The 20,620-nt window shown below is 62.5% G+C and carries 12 protein-coding genes; 4 read left to right on the forward strand and 8 right to left on the reverse strand.

All coding sequences use genetic code 11. The annotated features are described in order from the left end of the window. Window positions 1–179: 179 nt before the first annotated feature. Window positions 180–1,061, reverse strand: coding sequence for a UTP--glucose-1-phosphate uridylyltransferase GalU (gene galU, locus KHO23_RS04900; RefSeq protein WP_211609918.1), 882 nt, complete (start codon window positions 1,059–1,061; stop codon window positions 180–182). Window positions 1,062–1,133: 72 nt separating this feature from the next. Then, complete coding sequence (locus KHO23_RS04905; RefSeq protein ID WP_211609919.1) at window positions 1,134–4,013, reverse strand: valine--tRNA ligase; 2,880 nt, start codon at window positions 4,011–4,013, stop codon at window positions 1,134–1,136. 1,101 nt (window positions 4,014–5,114) lie between these two features. On the opposite strand from KHO23_RS04905, the gene KHO23_RS04910 reads away from it, so the two are divergent. Together KHO23_RS04910 and KHO23_RS04915 are read left to right on the forward strand one after the other, a co-directional pair. Continuing rightward, a complete protein-coding gene (locus KHO23_RS04910; RefSeq protein ID WP_211609920.1) occupies window positions 5,115–7,466 on the forward strand; it encodes a UvrD-helicase domain-containing protein in 2,352 nt (783 codons plus the stop codon). Next, on the forward strand, window positions 7,463–8,284 hold the full coding sequence (locus tag KHO23_RS04915) for a 5'-methylthioadenosine/adenosylhomocysteine nucleosidase (RefSeq protein ID WP_211609921.1): 822 nt from the start codon (window positions 7,463–7,465) through the stop codon (window positions 8,282–8,284). The genes KHO23_RS04910 and KHO23_RS04915 overlap by 4 nt, the downstream gene beginning before the upstream one ends. A gap of 112 nt (window positions 8,285–8,396) precedes the next feature. On the opposite strand, the gene KHO23_RS04920 is transcribed toward KHO23_RS04915, so the two are convergent. Both KHO23_RS04920 and KHO23_RS04925 read right to left on the reverse strand, forming a co-directional pair. Beyond that, the gene (locus KHO23_RS04920; RefSeq protein ID WP_407946035.1) at window positions 8,397–10,391 is read right to left on the reverse strand and encodes a propionate--CoA ligase; all 1,995 of its coding nucleotides are present in this window, start codon (window positions 10,389–10,391) and stop codon (window positions 8,397–8,399) included. A gap of 109 nt (window positions 10,392–10,500) precedes the next feature. Beyond that, window positions 10,501–11,769: an MFS transporter gene (locus tag KHO23_RS04925; protein WP_211609923.1), complete on the reverse strand. Its 1,269-nt coding sequence runs from the start codon at window positions 11,767–11,769 to the stop codon at window positions 10,501–10,503. Between the two features lie 510 nt (window positions 11,770–12,279). On the opposite strand from KHO23_RS04925, the gene KHO23_RS04930 reads away from it, so the two are divergent. Next, window positions 12,280–13,959, forward strand: coding sequence for a methyl-accepting chemotaxis protein (locus KHO23_RS04930; RefSeq protein WP_211609924.1), 1,680 nt, complete (start codon window positions 12,280–12,282; stop codon window positions 13,957–13,959). Between the two features lie 451 nt (window positions 13,960–14,410). On the opposite strand, the gene KHO23_RS04935 is transcribed toward KHO23_RS04930, so the two are convergent. The 4 genes from KHO23_RS04935 to KHO23_RS04950 are packed head-to-tail and all read right to left on the reverse strand — an operon-like array spanning window position 14,411 to window position 19,343. Continuing rightward, window positions 14,411–15,271, reverse strand: coding sequence for an efflux RND transporter periplasmic adaptor subunit (locus tag KHO23_RS04935; RefSeq protein ID WP_211609925.1), 861 nt, complete (start codon window positions 15,269–15,271; stop codon window positions 14,411–14,413). Window positions 15,272–15,284: 13 nt separating this feature from the next. Continuing rightward, on the reverse strand, window positions 15,285–15,485 hold the full coding sequence (locus KHO23_RS04940; protein WP_120290581.1) for a DUF1656 domain-containing protein: 201 nt from the start codon (window positions 15,483–15,485) through the stop codon (window positions 15,285–15,287). Continuing rightward, window positions 15,475–17,685, reverse strand: a complete 2,211-nt coding sequence (locus KHO23_RS04945; protein ID WP_211609926.1) for an FUSC family protein — start codon at window positions 17,683–17,685, stop codon at window positions 15,475–15,477. Before KHO23_RS04945 ends, KHO23_RS04940 begins: the two co-directional genes overlap by 11 nt. A gap of 11 nt (window positions 17,686–17,696) precedes the next feature. Then, the gene (locus KHO23_RS04950; RefSeq protein WP_211609927.1) at window positions 17,697–19,343 is read right to left on the reverse strand and encodes an efflux transporter outer membrane subunit; all 1,647 of its coding nucleotides are present in this window, start codon (window positions 19,341–19,343) and stop codon (window positions 17,697–17,699) included. A 155-nt stretch (window positions 19,344–19,498) separates the two neighbouring features. On the opposite strand from KHO23_RS04950, the gene KHO23_RS04955 reads away from it, so the two are divergent. After that, window positions 19,499–20,437 carry a LysR family transcriptional regulator gene (locus KHO23_RS04955; RefSeq protein WP_211609928.1) on the forward strand — a complete coding sequence of 313 codons (939 nt, stop codon included), beginning with the start codon at window positions 19,499–19,501 and terminating at the stop codon, window positions 20,435–20,437. The last annotated feature ends 183 nt before the right edge of the window (window positions 20,438–20,620 follow it).

A 20,620-nucleotide genomic window follows, 5' to 3' on the forward strand; every position in this document is an offset into this window, starting at 1 on the left:
TGGCCAAACACTCCTGGCCGCGCGCCCCGTAGGCAGGCTCCACTTGACGGTGCCCCTCGGCCCCCAAAACAAAAGGCGCTGTGCCCGCAAATGCGGTGCACAGCGCCTTTTTTACGTCTGACTGACGCTTATCGCGAGAGGCTGACAGCGCAAGGAATTCTGCGCGGCTGTCCCATTGCTCAGCCTTCCAGCACCGGCGAACGGGTACGCAGATATTCTTCGAAATCGGCCGCCACTTCCGGGTGGCGCAGCGCGAACTCGACCGTCGCCTTCAGATAACCCAGCTTGCTGCCGCAGTCGAATCGCGTACCGTGGTACTTGTACGCCAGCACCTGTTCGTCGGCGAGCAGCGACTGAATCGCGTCCGTCAGTTGCAATTCGCCACCCGCGCCCGGCTTCAGCGCGCGCAGATGTTCGAAAATCCGCGGCTTCAGTACATAGCGGCCCACGACGCCGAGATTCGATGGCGCAACAGCCGGCTCCGGCTTTTCGACGATGCCCGACATCTTGATGATCGAGTCTTCCCACTCCTTGCCGTCGACGATGCCGTACGACTTCGTCTCCGCGGCCGGGATCTCTTCGACGCCGATCACCGAGCTGTGATAGTGGTCGAACACCTCGATCATCTGCGTCATCACGGGCGGCTTGCCGTAAAGCAAGTCGTCCGCGAGGATGACGGCGAACGGGTTGTCGCCCACCAGCTTTTCGGCGCACATCACCGCATGGCCCAAGCCAAGCGCTTCCGGTTGGCGCACGTAGAAGCAGTCCACGTGGCTCGGCTTGATGCTGCGCACCAGCTCCAGCAGCTTTTGCTTGCCACGCGCCTCGAGTTCGGCCTCGATTTCGTATGACTTATCGAAATGGTCCTCGATCGCGCGCTTGCTGCGGCCCGTGACAAAGATCATTTCGGTGATGCCGGCCGCCATTGCCTCTTCCACCGCGTACTGAATCAGCGGCTTGTCGACGATCGGCAGCATCTCCTTCGGGCTTGCCTTCGTGGCAGGGAGGAACCGGGTGCCAAGACCTGCTACCGGAAAGACTGCCTTTGTAACTTTTAGCATGTTATTACCCTGAATCCTCTGGTTTAGCATTTGATCCGTGCCCGCCCGCAACGGGCGGATACGGAGCGTCGATCAGGCTGGCAAACGAGCCAATTGGGCTTTCAGCTTGCCGATAGTGGTTTCGAATTCTGCCAGTCTTTTCTGCTCCTGCTCAACGACCGCCGGCGGCGCCTTTGCAACAAAGCTTTCATTCTGCAGCTTGGCATTGCACTTGATGACTTCCGCGCCAAGCCGCGCAATCTCTTTCGACAGACGCTCGCGCTCCACGGCGACATCGATTTCCACCTTCAGCACGAGTTTGTCATTGCCTACGATAGCAATTGGCGCGCCATCTGCTTGTCCATCAAGGGTTGCCTCGTCGGTAATGATCTGCACCTCCGACAAACGCGCCAACGCCTGAGCGTACGGTGCGAAGGTGCGCAAGCGCTCCGCGTTGCCGGTAGCGAGCAACGGCACCTTGACCGCCGGCGACAGATTCATCTCGCCGCGCAGATTCCGGCACGCATCGATCACTGCTTTCAGGTCGGCCGCCCATTGCTCCGCGTCTTCGTCGATCTTGGACGGTTCTGCAATGGGGTAGGGCTGCACCATAATGGACACCTCGCCCTCGGCTTTGCCTTCGGGGTAACGAGCCGCCAACGGTGCAACTTTTTGCCACAGCGCTTCGGTAATGAACGGAATCACCGGATGCGCTAGGCGCAACACCGTTTCCAGTACGCGCAGCAGCGTGCGGCGTGTGGCGCGCTGCTGGTTCGGCTGACCGGACTGGATCTGAACCTTGGCGAGTTCGAGATACCAGTCACAGTATTCGTCCCACACGAACTTGTATAGGGCGTTGGCCACATTGTCAAAACGATAGTCGGCGAAACCCTTGGCGATTTCCGCTTCCACGCGTTGCAGGCGCGACACGATCCAGCGGTCGGCCGCCGAGAAATTCAGATGCCCATCCGGGCCGCACTCGCCGCATTGTTCGGGTTTGCCGAAGCCGCAATCGTGACCTTCGCAATTCATCAGCACAAAACGGGTGGCATTCCACAGCTTGTTGCAGAAGTTGCGATAGCCTTCGCAGCGCGCCAGGTCGAAGTTGACGTTGCGGCCGAGCGTGGCCATCGACGCCATGGTGAAGCGCAGCGCGTCCGTGCCGAACGCCGGAATGCCGTCCGGGAATTCCTTGCGGGTTTTCTTTTCGATCGACGCAGCCTGCTTGGGATTCATCAGGCCGGTGGTGCGCTTGGCGACCAGCGCGTCGAGTTCGATGCCGTCGACGATATCGATCGGGTCGAGCGTATTGCCCTTGCTCTTCGACATCTTCTGGCCTTCGGCGTCGCGCACGAGACCGTGCACGTAGACCGTGTCGAACGGCACCTTGCCTGTGAAGTGCGTGGTCATCATGACCATGCGCGCGACCCAGAAGAAGATGATGTCGAAGCCGGTGACCAGCACCGACGAGGGCATGAAGTGCTTCAGTTCCGGCGTTTCGGCTGGCCAGCCGAGCGACGAGAACGGCACCAGCGCCGATGAGAACCAGGTGTCGAGTACGTCTTCATCGCGCTTGAGCGGGCCCGTGTAACCGGCTTCTGCGGCCTTCTCGCGCGCGCCTTCTTCGGTGTTGGCGACGAAGATTTCACCGTTTTCGCCGTACCACGCCGGGATCTGATGGCCCCACCAGAGTTGGCGCGAGATACACCAGTCCTGGATGTTTTCGAGCCACTGGTAATAAGTGGTGGACCAGTTTTCCGGCACGAATTTGATTTCGCCGCTGCGCACCACGTCCAGCGCCGTTTCCGCGATCGATTTACCCGGATTGAAGGTGCCTTCCGGCGCCGGCTTGCTCATGGCGACGAACCATTGATCCGTCAGCATCGGCTCGATCACGACGCCCGTGCGGTCGCCGCGCGGCACCATCAGCTTGTGCGGCTTGACCGATTCGAGTGCGCCGAGCGCTTCGAGGTCCATCACAACCTGCTTGCGGGCTTCGAAACGGTCCAGGCCGCGGTAATTTTCCGGTGCGTTGTCGTTGATCTTCGCGTCGAGCGTGAGGATTTCGATCATCGGCAGCTTGTGGCGCAAGCCGACCTGATAGTCGTTGAAATCGTGTGCGGGCGTGACTTTGACCACACCGGTGCCGAATTCGCGGTCGACGTAGTCGTCGGCGATGATCGGGACTTCGCGGCCGGAGAGCGGCAGCGTGATCGTTTTGCCGATCAGGTGCGCGTAGCGTTCGTCTTCCGGATGGACCATTACCGCGGTGTCGCCGAGCATGGTTTCCGGGCGCGTGGTGGCGACCGTCAGATGGCCCGAGCCGTCCGTGAGCGGATACTGGATGTGCCAGAGGTGGCCGTTTTCTTCTTCGCTGACCACTTCGAGGTCGGAGACGGCGGTGAGCAGAACCGGGTCCCAGTTTACGAGGCGCTTGCCGCGGTAGATCAGGCCCTGTTCATACAGGCGTACGAAGACGTCGCGCACGGCGGCCGACATTTTGTCGTCCATCGTGAAGTATTCGCGCGACCAGTCGATCGAGGCGCCGAGGCGGCGCACCTGATTCGTGATGGTCGAGCCGGATTGCTGCTTCCATTCCCAGACGCGTTCGGTGAATTTTTCGCGGCCGAGATCGTGGCGCGAGACGCCTTGGGCGTCCAGTTGACGTTCGACGACGATTTGCGTGGCGATGCCTGCGTGGTCCGTGCCCGGCACCCAGAGGGTGTTTTCACCGAGCATACGGTGATAGCGGGTGAGGCCGTCCATGATTGTCTGGTTGAACGCGTGGCCCATGTGCAGGGTGCCCGTGACGTTCGGCGGCGGCAACTGGATCGAGAAGTCTTTCTTGTTCTCGTCGAAGGTGGGTTGCGCGTAGGCGCGCTTTTCCCATTCGGGGCCCCAGTGGGCTTCGATGGTGTGGGGCTCGAAGCTTTTGGCAAGCGTGGAGGTCGGGTCGCTCGGGGTCTCGCTCATTTGTCGGTCTGCTGGTAGATGCAAAGAATGCTCGATTATAAGCGGCGCTGCGCGCGGGGGGCTTTGGGGGGCGGTTTTGGGGTGGGTTTTTGCCTGTTCAGCGTCTGTTCGGCGGTGTTTTTATGGTGTTGGCCTTTCCTTGCTTTGTTAGTGGTTTATTAGCGTTGCCCCTGTGCGGGGCGGCACTCACTTCTCTTTGCCTGCCGCAAAGAGAAGTAAGCAAGAGAAAGCGGCTCAAACCGCCAGCTCATAAGCGGGTCCCCTGGCTTGGAGGAGGTAGTGGTGCATCTGGAATCTGTGTTTCCGCACACTTCGCGTTAGTGACAAGGCATTCATACTTCCCGCCTCGCACTACGTGCTCGCCGGAAGGGTTCGCTAAGGACCGCTGGATTCTTTTTGCTTGCGTGGGGACCGGCCATGCGCTGAAAACGCCGGCTGGCTGTAGGCGTGCCGGCGGATGCGCTAGCAGCCATCTGCGCCCCCCAAGGCCCGAAACAGCAATCGGCTTAATTGCAGAGCAGTGGGTGTGGCGACCGCTGGTGGTTTAGCGAATTTCCGCTAGGAGCAGGCAGCAGCACGCCGTTTGAAGGGGCGGCGCTGGACGTCCGCAATAGCGCACGTTTGATGAACTACCGTGTCGGCGCGCGCAGCGCCGCCGGAAGAATGACTGCTTTGTCACTCACGCGGAGTGTGCGAGAACACGGATTCCAGATGCACCACTACCGTGGCTGTGCGGGGGCCCCGCTTAAGAATTAGCGGTTTGAGCCGCTTTCTCTTGCTTACTTCTCTTTGCGGCCGGCAAAGAGAAGTGAGTGCCGCCCCGCACAGGGGCAACGCTAATAGACCACTAACAAATCAAGAAAAGGCCAACACCATAGGCATACAGAAAAAAGCGCCGAGCGGGCAAACAAACCACAGAAATCCCAACGCCGCAGGCACACAAAAAAAAGCGCCACGGAGGCAAAAAAAGCCAAATAGAGCCCGTCGCCGCAGGCAGACAACCAGAAAGCGCCGCGCAGGAAAAAACCCAAAAAAACCCCAAAAAAACCGCAACCCCGGAGGGGCATATAATGTCGAACGCCCTCGCCGTCCTCCCAAAAAATGCCCGATCTGCTAGCCAATCTAAACCCCGAACAACACGCCGCCGTCACGCTCCCCAACGAGCCAGCGCTCATCCTTGCCGGCGCAGGCAGCGGCAAAACCCGCGTCCTCATCACGCGAATCGCGTGGCTGATCCAGCACGGTCTGGCGTCCCCCGCCACCATCCTCGCGGTGACCTTCACCAATAAAGCCGCCCGCGAAATGATGTCGCGTCTTTCGGCACTCTTGCCAATCGACACGCGAGGCATGTGGATCGGCACCTTCCACGGCCTGTGCAACCGCATGCTCCGCGCGCACCATCGTGACGCGGGCCTGCCCGCCACCTTCCAGATCCTCGATACCGCGGACCAGCTCTCCGCGATCAAGCGTCTCATGAAGGGCCTCAACATCGACGATGAAAAGTACCCGGCGAAAAATCTCCAGTACTTCATCAACAATTCCAAAGAACAAGGCCTGCGGCCGAAAGACGTCGACGCCACCGATAACTTCAACCGCAAATTCGTCGAACTCTACGAAGCCTACGACCAGCAATGCCAGCGCGAAGGCGTCGTCGACTTTCCGGAACTGCTGCTGCGCTGCTTCGAACTGCTCGCGCACAATCCGCCGCTGCGCGCTCACTATCAGGCACGCTTCAGGCACATCCTCGTCGACGAGTTCCAGGACACCAACAAGCTGCAATATGCGTGGCTGAAGTTGCTGGCCGGGCAGACCAACTCGATCTTCGCCGTCGGCGACGACGACCAGTCGATCTACGCATTCCGCGGTGCGAACGTCGGCAACATGCGCGACTTCGAACACGAGTTCAACGTCCGGCACATGATCAAGCTCGAGCAGAACTATCGCTCGCACGGCCATATCCTCGATGCGGCCAATCAGCTGATCGCCAATAATTCGCGGCGTCTGGGTAAGAATCTCCGTACCGACGCGGGGCACGGCGAACCGGTGCGCGTCTACGAGTCCGCTACCGACACGCAGGAAGCCGGCTGGATCGTCGAGGAAATCAAGGCACTGATCAGCACCGGCACGTCGCGCAGCGAAGTCGCCATCCTGTATCGCAGCAACGCGCAGTCGCGCACGATCGAACACACGCTGGTCAATGCGGGCATCGCGTATCGGGTGTACGGCGGTTTGCGCTTTTTTGAGCGCCAGGAGGTCAAGCACGCGCTCGCCTATCTGCGCCTGATCGACAATCCGAACGACGACACCGCGTTCGCCCGCGTCGTCAATTTCCCCACGCGCGGCATCGGCGCGCGCTCGATCGAGCAACTTGCCGATGCGGCGCGTCTGTACAACTGCTCGATGGCCGCGGCGATTCCGTATGTCGCGGGTAAGGCGGGGTCGAGTCTTGCCAGCTTCGCGAACCTGATTGGCAGGATGCGCGCGGAAACGCAGCAGATGAGCTTGCCGGAAACGGTCGAATTCGTGGTTCGTACGAGCGGTCTCACGGAGTTCTATCAGAACGAACGCGAAGGCCAGGATCGTCTCGAGAACTTGCAGGAACTGGTCAACGCGGCAGCGGCTTTCGTCAGCGAAGAAGGCTACGGCATGGATACGCCGGCGCGCTCGATTCCGCTGCGCCCAGGCGCGACCGCGGCGCCCGAGTTGGCCGTCGCCACCGACGATCCGAATATCGTCGTGCTGGACGCACCCGGCATTGCCGATCCGGCGCAAAACCCGGACACGATGACGCCGCTCGCCGGTTTCCTGTCGCACGCATCGCTGGAAGCGGGCGACAACCAGGCGCAAGCCGGTCAGGAAGCCGTGCAGTTGATGACGGTGCACGCGGCCAAGGGCCTCGAATTCACGGCGGTGTTCATCACCGGGCTCGAAGAAGGGCTGTTCCCGCATGAAAACAGCGCGATGGAGTCGGATGGCCTCGAAGAAGAGCGCCGTCTGATGTACGTGGCGATCACGCGGGCCAAGGAGCGTTTGTATCTGTCGTTTGCACAGAGCCGGATGCTGCACGGCCAGACGCGCTACAACATCCGCTCGCGCTTCTTCGACGAACTGCCGCAGGAAACCCTCAAATGGCTCACGCCGAAGGTCGAGGCGGGCGCGCGTTGGGGCGGCCGATCGGATAACGCCGGCTATGGTCGCGACTGGTTCGCGCGGCCGGGTTACACGGGTCCTTCGTCGTCCACGCCGGCGCCGTTGCCGGCCTTTGCGAACGAACAGCGCGCGGCGGAAACAGGTTTCCGCGTCGGGCAGCAGGTGTTCCACACCAAGTTCGGGGAAGGCACGATCACGGCGCTCGAAGGCGGCGGCACGGATGCCAAGGCCCAGGTCAAATTCAAGCGGCACGGCGAGAAATGGCTGGCGCTCGCAGTTGCCAAATTGCAGGCGGTCGAATGAGCACGGGCGGGATACACGCAGTAGGGGTGGGGGCGGACGGCGCAGGCGCACCGGTCTCGCATCGTCCGCTGGGCATTCTGGCGGCCTTGCCGCAGGAACTCGGCGATCTGATCGAAGCAATGCGCGCCGAATCCGGCGTACGCACCATCACCCACGGTCAGCGTGACTATCACCTCGGCACCGTGCACGGCGCGCCTTGCGTCGTGACACTGGCGCGCGTCGGCAAGGTCGCGGCGGCGGCCACCGTCAGCGCCTTGATCCACGCGTTCGATGTCGAAGCGGTCGTGTTCACAGGTGTCGCGGGTGGAGTAGGAACCGAGGTGCGGGTCGGGGATATCGTCGTCGCCAACGTGCTGATGCAGCACGATCTCGACGCGTCGCCATTGTTTCCTCGATTCGAGGTGCCGCTGCTCGGCGTATCGCGCTTCGCGGCCGATGAGGCGCTCGCCGATCAACTGGCCGCGGCCTGCGAGCGTTTTGTCGCTGAAGAGGGCACCGCCGCGGCGGCGCGCTTCGGCACGCGCGAGCCGCGCGTGCATCGCGGCTTGATTATCAGCGGAGACCAGTTCGTCGCGAGCGCAACGGGCGTCAAAGCCTTGCGCGATGCGCTGCCGGATGCGCTCGCGGTCGAGATGGAAGGCGCGGCGATCGCGCAGGTCTGTTACGAGTATGGCGTGCCATGCGCGGTGGTCCGCACGATTTCCGACACCGCCGACGATCACGCGCCGCAATCATTCGTGTCGTTTCTCACGGAGATCGCCGCGACGTATTCGAATGCGATTCTGACGCGGTTTCTGCAGGCGCGCCGGGTGGCGTGACCTGCTCGCCCTGGACGCGCAGCGTGCCGATCAGCCGGCCCAATTGCGGCAAATCGAACCAGCGGCGCGCGAGTGCGTCGCCCGTTCACGGCATGATCGTCCCGGGCGCTGACTAGTGCTTCGTTGCGTCTCCCAGCGCCTCGCGCACTTGCTGCAACGCCGACGGATCCTCGATTGTCGGCAAATCTCCCGGTTCGCGTCCTTCCGCGAGCGCCGCAATCGCGCGGCGCAGCAACTTGCCCGAGCGGGTCTTCGGCAGCATCGACACCACGACGACGCGCGCCGGCCGTGCAATCGCGCCGAGACGGCGGTCGACCGTGGCGGTGAGTTCGGTTTCCAGTTTGGCTCGCGCCTTGTCGTCGGCGTAGGCTTGCGCGTCTCGCACGACGACGAAGGCCATGGCGACCTGACCCTTCAGCGCGTCGGTCACACCGACCACGGCCACTTCCGCGACCGCCGCGTGGCTCGACAACGCTTCCTCGATCTCGCGCGTGCCTAGCCGGTGGCCGGCGACGTTGATCACGTCGTCCGTGCGGCCGAGGATCGTCACGTAACCGTCTTCATCCTGAACACCCCAGTCGAAGGTCGAGTAGACCTGCTGGTTCGGAATGCTCGACCAGTACGTGCTGATAAAGCGCTTGTCGTCGCCCCACACCGTCGACATGCAGCCCGGCGGCAGCGGATATTCCAGCGTGAGCACGCCTTTTTCGCCGGTCGGGCAGGGCTCGCCCGTCAGTTCGTTACGCAAGGTCAGATTGAACCCGGCCGACGGCACACCCGGCGAGCCGAGCCTGGTGGGCAGCGCTTCGATGCCGCGCGGAATCGCCAGCATCGGCCAGCCGGTTTCGGTCTGCCAGTAGTTGTCGATCACGGGTTTGCCGAGCGCGTCGGTGATCCATGTGGCCGTCGGTTCGTCGAGCGGCTCGCCGGCGAGGAACAGCGTGCGCAGGCTCGACAGATCGGATTTTTTCAGCAGCGCCGGGTCCTGCTTTTTCAACACGCGTAGCGCAGTCGGCGCGGTGAACATCAGATTGATCTTGTGCTGTTCGACGAGGCGCCACCAGATGCCGCCGTCCGGACGAATCGGCGTGCCTTCGTACATCACCGTGGTGAGGCCCGCGATCAGCGGCGCATAGACGATGTAGCTGTGGCCGACCACCCAGCCCACGTCCGACGCGGTGAACATCGTGTCGCCGGGCTTGCCCTGAAAGATGTGTTCCATCGACGCCGCCAACGCCACCGCATAGCCGCCGACGTCGCGCTGCACGCCTTTCGGCTTGCCGGTGGTGCCCGAGGTGTACAGCACATACGAAGGCTCGTTCGATTCGAGCCATTCGCATGACACATGTGCGTCGAAAAACTGTTCGCGCAACGGCTCGTAGGCGACCAGGTAGCTTGCGTTCAGGCGCTCGGGCGCGAGCTGGCGGTCGATCAGCAGCACGCGCGGCGTCTTGTGGGTTGCGCGCGCGAGCGCCTCGTCCACCAGCGGCGTGTAGTCGATCACCTTGCCGCCGCGTGCGCCGGCGTCGGCGGTTACGATCAGCACCGGTTTCGCATCGTCGATGCGCGCCGCCAGATTGGGCGCCGCGAAGCCGCCGAACACTACCGAGTGAATCGCGCCGAGCCGCGCGCACGCGAGCATCGCGAACAGGGCTTCGGGGATCATCGGCAGATAGAGCAGCACCACGTCGCCGCGCTTCACGCCCAGCGAGCGCATCACTGCGGCCATCCGGTTGATTTCCGCGTGCAGCTCGGCGTAGGTGTGGCGCCGCTCGATGCCGGTTTCTGTCGACACGTACACCAGCGCGTTCTGCTGCGCGCGCTCGGCCAGATGCCGGTCCACCGCGTTATGGCATAGATTCGTGCGGCCGCCGACGAACCAGCGCGCGAACGGCGGATTCGAGCGGTCGAGCACCGTATCGAACGGCGTTTGCCAATGAATCCGTTGCGCCTGTTCACGCCAGAAGTCTTCGGGGTTCTCGATCGAACGGCGGTGGAAGTCGCGGTAGGTGGTCATCGGCGGCGATCCTTCTGCTGCGTGAGCGAACGGTTGGCGAGTCGTACGGCGGTTGGATTTGGCGAGAAAGCGGTGCGACCATCCGCACAAGCATAGAGCACGCGCGGCCGTGCGGACAACGCGGGTTCACCATGAGCGCGAGGGCAAGAAAAAAGGCGCCGCAGCGCCTTTTTCCTCATTCACGTCCGATGAAGCCTCATCACGCTTTCGCGCGCTTGCCTTCGACATTCGGCAGAAACACCGTCAGCACGCCGATTAGCGGCAGGAACGAGCAGACCTTGTAGACATAGGTGATGCTGGTGGCGTCGGCCAACTGCCCGAGCACGGCAGCGCCGACCCCGCCCATGCCGAACGCGAAGCCGAAGAAGAGGCCCGCGACCATTCCCACCTTGCCCGGGATCAGTTCCTGCGCATAGACAAGGATCGCTGAGAACGCCGAAGCCAGCACGATACCGATGATCACCGTCAGCACGCCGGTCCAGAAAAGGTTGGCATACGGCAGCAGCAGCGTGAACGGTGCAACGCCGAGGATCGACACCCAGATCACATACTTGCGGCCGATCTTGTCGCCGATCGGACCGCCGATTACCGTACCCGCCGCGACCGCCGCGAGGAACACGAACAGGTGGATCTGCGCCGCCTGAACGGGCAGATGGAACTTGTCGATCAGATAGAACGTGAAATAGCTGTTGATGCTGGCGAGGTAGAAATACTTCGAGAACACCAGCAGGATCAGCACGCCCATCGCGAACGTGACCTGGTTGCGCGAGAGCGTGGCGTGAGCGGTCTGCGCGCGTACCTTCTTCACCGACGGATGCTGCTTGTACCAGCGGCCGATCTGAGTGAGCACGACGATCGCGACCAGCGCCGCCACTGAGAACCACGCGATGCTGCGCTGGCCGTGCGGAATCACGATCAACGCGGCGAGCAACGGCCCGAGCGACGAACCCGCATTGCCGCCCACCTGGAACAGCGATTGCGCCAGACCGTGGCGGCCGCCCGACGCCATGCGCGCCACCCGTGACGATTCCGGATGGAACACCGACGAACCGCAGCCGACCAGCGCCGCCGCGACCAGCAGCACGCCGAAACTCGGCGCGACCGACATCAGCAACAGGCCGCAGAGTGTGAAGCCCATGCCGACGGGCAGCGAATACGGCTTCGGATGCTTGTCGGTATAGCTGCCGACCAACGGCTGCAGCAGCGACGCGGTGATCTGGTAGGTCAGCGTAATCAACCCGATCTGCCCGAACGACAGCGAAAAGTTGTCTTTCAGCATCGGGTAGATCGCCAGAATCAACGACTGGATCATGTCGTTGAGCAGGTGTGAAAAACTGATCGCGCCCAGCACGGAGTAAACCGTGCGCTGGACTTTAGCGGCCGGCTGCGCCGCGGTGGCCGGCGTGTCGGAACCCGCGGGAGACGCTGGGGCGCCGGCGAGGGCACTTTTATCGAAGCTCGTTTCCATACGCTAGATGAGAGAGAAGAGAGGATGAAAAGTAACGATTTCGGGGTGCCGGCGCAGCGTCATTCTTCGTGTTCGTGTGCCCGATCGACTGGTGCGGCATTTCGACGCGGCGTCCGGTATTGTCAGCCAATTGACGAAGTTTAATGTGGCTTACCTGAAATGTAAGGACAAGTTTTGTCGAGAATCGGACACTTATTGGTCTGTCCGGGCGTCACTGCTGCGCGGAAATTAGGCGTCTGGTGCACCGCCAAGGTGCTTGTGGAGAGTGTGTTGCCATTACCACGCGTCGTTGGCAAGTCATCTGATAAATGCGGTTTGGGGATTTTTGGCCATGTATAAAACGGTCGCGGGCGCGAAGCTTACAAAGCGATGCGTCGAGGACCGGGCACGACGGTCGGCATGACGCGAGCGGCGTTAAAGATCGCGGGCGTTTATGCCGTAGACCCGGAGAGATAAGCATCAATGCCGGAACCGACCTTTCCGGCAGTGCGATACGTGGGGACGAGGAATATGAAAGCAGTTTCGCTGGGCGGCCAGTCGGGCGCGGGGTTCGTACCGGAAGGGGAAGCGACGGGCAAGCTGTCGCCGTCGCATGGACAGGGCAGCCGCGCGCGTGGCGTGCGGCTGAAGGGTTTGTCGGTGAAGGCGATGCTGCGGCTTGCGTTTGCCGTGCTGCTGATCGGCACGCTCGTGATCGGCGTGTTTTCGCTGACCCAGATCAGCCGCCTGAACGCTTCCGCGCAATCGATCTACGACCAGGGCCACGTGGCGAGCCGTGCTGCCGAAGAGGCGCGTGGCCACATGCTGCGCGCGAGCCGCGCACAAAAGATGCTGCTCACCGCGACCACTGCCAAGGAGCGCGACGATCTCGGCGCCGACATCGACAAGGGATTGACCGGCCTATCGACGGAACTCGGCACGCTGCAACAGTACGTCGACACATCCGACGCGAAGGCGGTCGATCAGCAGAAGAAATTTGCCGCTGCCGTTGCGGCATGGAGCGGCCACTTGCGTGACTTCGTGACGCTCGTGAAAGCGCAGCCGCTCGATCTTTCGCAGATGAACTGGCAGGTCGGCACCCAGGACGTTTCGCTGCTGGTCGAGACCGGCAAGCTTGAAAAACTCGTTGACGAACTCGTTGCGCAGCGCGGCACCGCCGCGAAGGCGACCATCGAGGCGTCGGGTTTTATCTTCCATTCGTCGTTCGTGATGATCGCGGTGACGACCGTGGCGCTGATCGCGCTGGCGTTCGGCATTAGCGAGTGGGTGGTGCGACGCCTTGCCGGCCAACTTGGCGGCGAGCCTGCGTACGCCAAGGAAATTGCCAGCCGGATCGCGGCGGGCGATCTGTCGAATCAGATCGTATTGGGCCGCAAGGACAAGTCGAGCATGCTGTACGCCCTGCACGACATGCAAAGCGGCCTTGCGACGACGGTCTCCGACATTGCGTCCAGCGCGGACGCGATTGCTACTGCGTCGGGCGAAATTTCGATGGGCAACCTCGACCTGTCGCAGCGCACTGAGCAGCAGGCGATGGCACTCGAGCGGACTGCCAGCAGCATGGAGCAACTGACTTCCACGGTGCGTCAGAACGCTGACAACGCGAAGCAGGCGAGCACGCTGGCCAACAATGCTTCAGAGATTGCCGAAAAGGGCGGCGACGTGGTGAGCCGCGTGGTTGCAACGATGAACGAGATCAACGATAGCGCGCGGAGCATAGGCGACATCATTGGCGTGATCGAGGGGATTGCATTCCAGACCAACATTCTTGCCTTGAACGCCGCGGTGGAAGCTGCCCGGGCGGGCGAGGAGGGCCGAGGATTTTCGGTGGTTGCAGCAGAAGTGCGCAATCTCGCCCAGCGCAGCGCGGCTGCCGCGAAGGAGATCAAGGGTTTGATCAATGCGTCGGTAGAGCGCGTGAGCAACGGCTCGACATTGGCGCAAGACGCCGGTCAGACCATGGACGAAGTGGTGAAGGCTGTGAAGCGCGTGACTGACATCATGGGCGAGATTTCGGCGGCGTCATCGGAACAGAGCGCGGGAATTGAAGAGATCAACCTTGCGGTAACGCAGATGGATTCCGGCACGCAGCAGAACGCGGCGTTGGTGGAGCAGGCAACAGCGGCGGCCCGCTCGCTGGACGACCAGGCCCGCGGCCTGAAGCAGATGGTTGGAAAGTTCAGGTTATAAACGCGCGAAGCGCGGGAAATGACGGGCCACGGATGGGGGCTTGCAAATGAAGCCCTGCGCTTGAAGCTTCGCAACTAAGGCACCGCCTTGGCGCGCACCGCGCTGCCGAGGCGAAGCCGATGGTATCGACCACACGCGATCCAAACCTTAGGTTTCCCATGCATACCCATCCGCGACGCACGCAGTGCGGAGTGGGAGCGGATGACACCTTTGTCACATACGCCGAATGTGCGGGAACACAGATTCCAGATGCACCACTACCGTGGCTGCGCGGGGGCCCCGCTTAAGAATTAGCGGTGTGAGCCGCTTTCTCTTGCTTACTTCTCTTTGCGGCCGGCAAAGAGAAGTGAGTGCCGCCCCGCACAGGGGCGACGCTAATAGACCAATAAGAACACAAGGAAAGGCCAACGCCGCAGGCACACAGACACCAAGCGCCGCGAAGGCCAATCATTTAGCCCGGCGTAACAACAACAGTACAAGTAATCCCAGCAGCCAGCACAACCCCATCGGGCACAGAATCAATCCTCACCCGCACGGGCACGCGCTGTGCCAACCGAACCCAATTAAAGGTGGGATTCACATCAGCCAGCAGCTCACGACTCTCAGGATTATCCCGATCATAGATCCCCCGAGAGATGCTCTCGACATGCCCCTGCAAGGTCCCCCCACTCATCAACCGAACTTCGGCCTTATCACCGACGCGAACATGAGGCAGCTTAGTCTCCTCAAAATACCCATAAACCCAGAAAGAATGACTATCAACAATCGCCAGCTTAGCTGAACCAGCGGTAGCATAATCACCCCGAAAAACATTCAGATTAGTGACATACCCATCAACCGGCGCAACAACCCGAGTCCGCTCAAGATTCAACTTCGCAGCATCAAGCGCAGCCAGCGCCTGCTGATAAGAAGCCTCAGCAGCAGAAGCAGTATGAGTAGCATTCTCACGACTCTCTTTGGACACAACCAAAGCATCCATATCCGCCCGCCGCTGCGCATCATCGCGCTTCATCTGCAACTCAGCCTTACGCGCCGCAACGGCAGCCTCAGCCTGCTCAACAGCAATCTGATAGTGCGAAGGATCGACCTGCATCAACAGATCCCCCTTCTTCACCAGTTGGTTATCCTTAACAGGCAAATCCACAACCGCACCGGAAACATCAGGCGCCACATTCACAATTTCAGCGCGCACGCGCCCATCGCGAGTCCACGGCTCATCCATGTAATGAACCCACAACACGCGCCCAATCAAAATCGCGACGATAAAAATAATGGCTGTCGCGACGAAGCCAACAATATTTCGGATGGTCATGTTTCGACTCTGATCAACGATAAACGGCGAGACCGAGCACGCCGCACACACACACGAGCAAGCTGGCCCGGAACAAGGACGGATGCCACACCACGCGATAGATGCCCGTATAGGCAATCACGCGGTCCAGCACCCAGGTAAGCGCGGCGCCCGCGATAAACAGCAGCACAATGGCCGGCACGTAGGCGTCGAAAACTGCGATATCACGTGGCATGACGAACTCCTTCTGACGCGTCGGCACGTCCGCTCATCAGCGGTTCAAGCGGCGATTGCGGATCGAGCAGCGCGGTACGAATGAAATGCAGTTGACTCAAAATGCGTTGCAGTTGATGCCGCTCCTCACGTGGTGGCGTGAAGGTGGCCAGCATCAGTTGAACCGCGGCAATCGCATCGGTGGTGGCGGCGAGTGCGCGGTCGAAGCGGTCCGCGCGCGGCCGTTCGAAAAGGGCGGTCACGGCGTCGCGCATCGCCCGCAATGTGACGCGCCACGGCATCGACTTCGCGTAACGCGCGTCGGCGGGCAGCGCCGCCAACTCGCGGCGCAGATCGATCATCGCGTTGCCCACTTCGAGCACCGAGAACAGCCAGCGCAAGGTGTCGCGCTTGAGCTCGGGTTCGTTCTGCGCGAGCGCGTTGATCTGGAACATCAGATCGCGCGCGCCGCTCTCGAAGCGCGAACGCACCCGGCGCATCCCAGCCCGGCTTGCCAGTGCTACCTGGCGGCGCAGGTCCATCAGCAGACGGTTGCGCAGCCAAGGTGTCGAGGGCGGCAGCAGCACGGCAAAGGCAATCGCGCACACCAGCATCGACAGCACCAGTGCGATCGCGTCGTTGATGGTGCCGCTCGGGTCGTAGTGAATCAGGTTGTCCGGGCCGGCCAGGAAGCAGAAGAAGATGCAGTAACCGACGCCGTAGCCGGCCAGCGCGGGCCGGGTCGTCATGAATACGCCGAGCAGCAGGAATGGCGTGAGCGCGGCGCATAGCAGCGGAAAGCCGTCGATGTGCGGATACACGCCGTACACCGCGATCATGCCCATCACCGAGGCGACCAGCGTGCCGCCCGCCATCTGGAACGCCGTGCGCTTCGGATTCGGCGACGACGACGCCAGCGCGCACACCGCCGCGGCGTCCAACGTCAGCGTCGAGCCGCTCGGCCATGCGGTCGCGATCCAGAATGCGCCGAGCACCATCATGACGATGGCCGCGCGCAAGCCGGCGACGCCCGCGGCAATCCCGTTCGTCTTCGGCTCATAGCGCTCGATCCAGCGTTCGCGTTCGTGCGTGTCGACCGCAAGCGATGCATAGGTGGCCACGTACGCGTGCAGATCGTCGATGAAGCGGTACAGGAGTTCGGCGCCGGTGTCGAAGTCGAGCAGCGGTGCATCCGGCTGCGTTTCCAGCGCGGCACGGGTCGTGCGCACCCGCCTGGGCAGCTCGGCCTTGTACGCCTCGAGTTGCGCGGCGGCGTGGGCGGCGTCCGCGGCGCTCAACACCGGTTCGCCGGATTTCGCGAGCAGCGGGGCGATGTCCTTGAAGTACGGCTCCAGCGCCTCGATCGCGATGGCTGCGCCGCTCGTATTCGTATCGCGCAGCCGGTTCATCAACTGATGCAGCGCGTGAAAGCGCGTCGAGGCGGTCATGAACTCGCTGTTCAGTCGCGCGAGACGGCCGCCGCGCATCCGCGAATCGGGGCCTTCGAACACGGCGACACTGCGCGCCGCTTCGAATCCAACGATGTCGGCGACAAAGCGTGCATTCGTCGCTTCGATCTGCGCCCGGTCGTTGCGGCCGCCCAGGGAGGCCGACACATACTCGACGAACGCCGAGAACCGCGCGCGCACGGTGCCGCGCATCTGCAAACCGGCGAATTGCGGAAACACCAACCCGCTGACCGCGCCCGCGCAGACGATGCCGACCACCACTTCAGCCACCCGCGTGAGCGCGCTCAGAAACGCGCCATCCGGATGCTGCGAGGCTGGAATGCCGATCAGCGCGGCGGTGTAGCCGGCCAGCACGAAACCGTACGACTTGAAGTTGCGATTACGCGCGGCCCCGGCGGTGCAGATGCCGACCCAGATCGCGGTCGTGACAATGAACAGTTCCGGTTGCTGCGCGAACAGGCCGATCAATGCCAGCATCACGACGAGGCCGACCAGCGTGCCGCAGATCCGGTAGAAGCTTTTGGCGAACACCATCCCGCTTTGCGGCTGCATCACGATGAACACGGTGGTCATCGCGGTGCGCGGTTGCGGCAGGTCGAGTTTCATCGCGATGCCGAGCGCGAGGAAGCAGGCGGCGAGCGCTTTGAACAGATAGATCCACGTGAGACCGTCGGTGCGCGCCCAGTCGGCGGCGGCCGAGTAGAGCGCGGCAAACGATGCCGGGCGCGAGGCGGGAGAGGGGGACGCTGACATGGCCGGCTTCCTTACTCAGCTGCGGGCGCGTTGGTGGACGACCCCGCGGCGTGCGTGGTGCCGGCCTGGGCTGGTGCCGGTGCGGTGGTCCCGGCGCGGTCAGCCGAGGCCGCGTGCGCCAACGCGCCCGACGGAGCCGCAGCCGCAGCCGCCGCCGGCTGGCTCTTGCCCTTCCCATGCGCCGGCAACGTCTCGTTTGCCTGCGGACCATTGGCGGGTTCGTCGAGTCCGCCGCCCAGCGCCGTGACCAGCGACGCATGCGCGCCCAGCCGCTCGGCCTGAATCTTCGCGACGCCTTCCTGCGCGCGCAGCAACTGGCTTTGCGCGATCAGGACGTTCAGATAGTCGGTCAAACCGCGCCGATACCCTTCGCGCGCCAGGTCGTAGTTCTTGCGCGCCGCGGCGACCGAACGGTCGGCGTCTTGCGCCTGGGTCGCGAGCGAACGGATCCGGATCACCTGATCGGAGATGTCCTTCAGCGCGCCGACGATCGACTGGTTATACCGGTCCACCGCCTCGTCGTACCCTGCCGACGCCGCGCCGAGCTGCGAGCGCAGCCGTCCGCCGTCGAAGATCGGCAGCGACAGCGCCGGACCCGCGCTCCAGCTATGCGACGGGTCTTTCAGGAACTGGAACAGCGGGCCCATCGCGGCATAGCCGCCGATCGACGCCAGCAGGTTAATGTCCGGATAGAAGTTAGCCTTGGCCACGTCGATGCCGCGTGCTTGTGCCGCGACCGTCCAGCGCGCCGCGACCACGTCTGGCCGATGGCCGATCAGATCCGCGGGCAGGGCGCTGGGCAGGCCGGCGGGTGCGTTGTCGAGCGCGAGCGCCGGACGCTGGATCGCATCCCCCGCGCCCGGACCTTTGCCGGCCAGTGCGGCCATTTGATTGCGGCCGAGTGCGATCTTTTCTTCGATCGCATCGATCTGGCGTTCATATTCCGGCATCGGCGTTTCGGCCTGGCTCACTTCGAGCTGCGTGCCGATGCCGCCTTTCAGACGCCGGTTCGCCAGGTCGACGATCTGCTGCTGCTGTTGCAGCGTGGATTTGGCGATATCGAGCAACGCGTAGTTCATCGACAGTTCGATGTACGTGCGCACCACGTTGCCTTCCAGTTCGAGCTGGGCGGCGCGGAAGTCGGCCGCGCTCGCATGGGCGGCATCGAGCGCGCGCTCGGCAGCGTTCTTGTCCTTGCCCCAGAGATCGAGGTTGTACGACAGACCCAGCGTGCCGGTGTTGTTCCACGATTGCTCGCCTGCGAGCGGCCCCGGGCCGTAATAGACGTTGTCAGCCCATTTCTGACGCTGGATCGAGAGGCTGCCGTTGACTTGCGGCGAGAGCGCCGAGCGGGCCACGCCCGCCATCGACACGGCTTCGCGCACGCGCGCCTGAGCGACCGCGAGACTCGGATTACCCGCCTGCGCGGCTTCGACCCACTCGTTGAGTTGCGGATCGTTATAGGCGCGCCACCAGTCGGCGGCCGGCCATTGGGCGTCCGCGTTGGCGGCCCGGATGGCGTTGCCTGCGTCGAGCGAGGAGGGCTCGATTCCGCTGTCTTGCGGCGCGATGCCTCCGGTATTGGCACAGCCGGCGATTGTTAATAGGATCGTAAGAACCGCGGCTGCGGCGATCCCTTTCTGTACCGGAGACTGCACGATTTCCTCCAAAATTGGCTATAGAAGCATGTGCGTCATTATATTTTTTGATTGATTGGGGAATAACCGGTAAAGATGCAAGGCATTTTTACGGATTATGAGATAATCGCCTTTGCGAATCGTGTAACAATCGCTACCGATCACCAAGGAAAAGTATGGATACGCTTCAAAACATGCGCGTATTTGTCCGCGTCGTCGAAGCGGGCAGTTTCACGGGTGCCGCGCAGCATCTGAACACGACCACGGCGTACGCGTCGCGCGCGGTTTCCGACCTGGAAGCGCACTTGCGCACGCGTCTTTTGAACCGCACCACGCGCCGTATCGCATTGACCGAGGCGGGTGAGCGCTATCTGCAGCGCTGCGAGCAGATCCTCGCGTACGTGGATCAGGCGGAAGCGGAGGCCGGCGACGCCCACGCGCGTCCGTCCGGCAAGCTCAAGGTCCACGCAATGACGAGCTTCGGCCAGCACTATGTGGTACCGGCGGTGGGCCGTTATCAGGAGCGCTATCCGGACGTGCATATCGAACTGACGCTCGCGCAGCGCATGCCTGATCTGCTCGACGAAGGGTTCGACGTGTCGCTGACACTGGCAACCGGCCTGCCGGATTCGGGGCTGGTGTCGCAGCGGCTGGGCAGTGCGTTTAGCATCGCGTGTGCGTCGCCGGTTTATCTGGAGCGGCACGGCGTGCCCCAAACGCCCGCGGACCTCGCGCGCCACACCTGCCTGCAAATGGTCACGCCGGTGTTCCCGACCGACAAATGGATCTTCGACGGCCCGAATGGCGAGGAAACGGTCGCCCTCGGCCCGGCCACGTTTCAGGTGAATGTCGCCGAAGCCATGGCGGTCGCGGCGTGCAACGGCATGGGGGTCGGATTGATTCCGATCTACTCGGCGATCAGCGGCTTGCGCAGCGGCGAACTCGTGTGGCTGTTACCTGAATACACGTCGCAGGAAATGAATCTGTACGCGTTGTATCCGTCCAGGCAGTATCTGGACGCGAAAATTCGCACCTGGGTCGAATTCCTGCGCGAGGAACTGCCCGTCACGCTGGCCGTCGACCAGGAAGAGTTGCGCCGGTTCGCGCGCACTTGAAGCAACCCCGCGCGGGCGGTTGACCATTGTTGACGATTTCAGGCCGGGGTGGCGTGACAGCCTGTTACATAAGTGCCGCGTCGCAACATTTCCTTACTTCTGCATGGCGGTCGATTTGTTAACGTGTGGTTCATGCGCTGCCGCATCAACCGGACGCGTTCAATTAGCCGCCGTTCGGCACAT

Source organism: Paraburkholderia haematera, assembly GCF_905220975.1.
GTDB lineage: Bacteria > Pseudomonadota > Gammaproteobacteria > Burkholderiales > Burkholderiaceae > Paraburkholderia > Paraburkholderia haematera.

Coding starts and splice junctions, on each gene's coding strand:
- KHO23_RS04910 (WP_211609920.1), top strand. CDS start 5,115: ATGCCCGATCTGCTAGCCAATCTAAACCCCGAACAACACGCCGCCGTC.
- KHO23_RS04945 (WP_211609926.1), bottom strand. CDS start 17,685: ATGTCAGCGTCCCCCTCTCCCGCCTCGCGCCCGGCATCGTTTGCCGCG.
- KHO23_RS04935 (WP_211609925.1), bottom strand. CDS start 15,271: ATGACCATCCGAAATATTGTTGGCTTCGTCGCGACAGCCATTATTTTT.
- KHO23_RS04905 (WP_211609919.1), bottom strand. CDS start 4,013: ATGAGCGAGACCCCGAGCGACCCGACCTCCACGCTTGCCAAAAGCTTC.
- KHO23_RS04955 (WP_211609928.1), top strand. CDS start 19,499: ATGGATACGCTTCAAAACATGCGCGTATTTGTCCGCGTCGTCGAAGCG.
- galU (WP_211609918.1), bottom strand. CDS start 1,061: ATGCTAAAAGTTACAAAGGCAGTCTTTCCGGTAGCAGGTCTTGGCACC.
- KHO23_RS04925 (WP_211609923.1), bottom strand. CDS start 11,769: ATGGAAACGAGCTTCGATAAAAGTGCCCTCGCCGGCGCCCCAGCGTCT.
- KHO23_RS04915 (WP_211609921.1), top strand. CDS start 7,463: ATGAGCACGGGCGGGATACACGCAGTAGGGGTGGGGGCGGACGGCGCA.
- KHO23_RS04940 (WP_120290581.1), bottom strand. CDS start 15,485: ATGCCACGTGATATCGCAGTTTTCGACGCCTACGTGCCGGCCATTGTG.
- KHO23_RS04930 (WP_211609924.1), top strand. CDS start 12,280: ATGAAAGCAGTTTCGCTGGGCGGCCAGTCGGGCGCGGGGTTCGTACCG.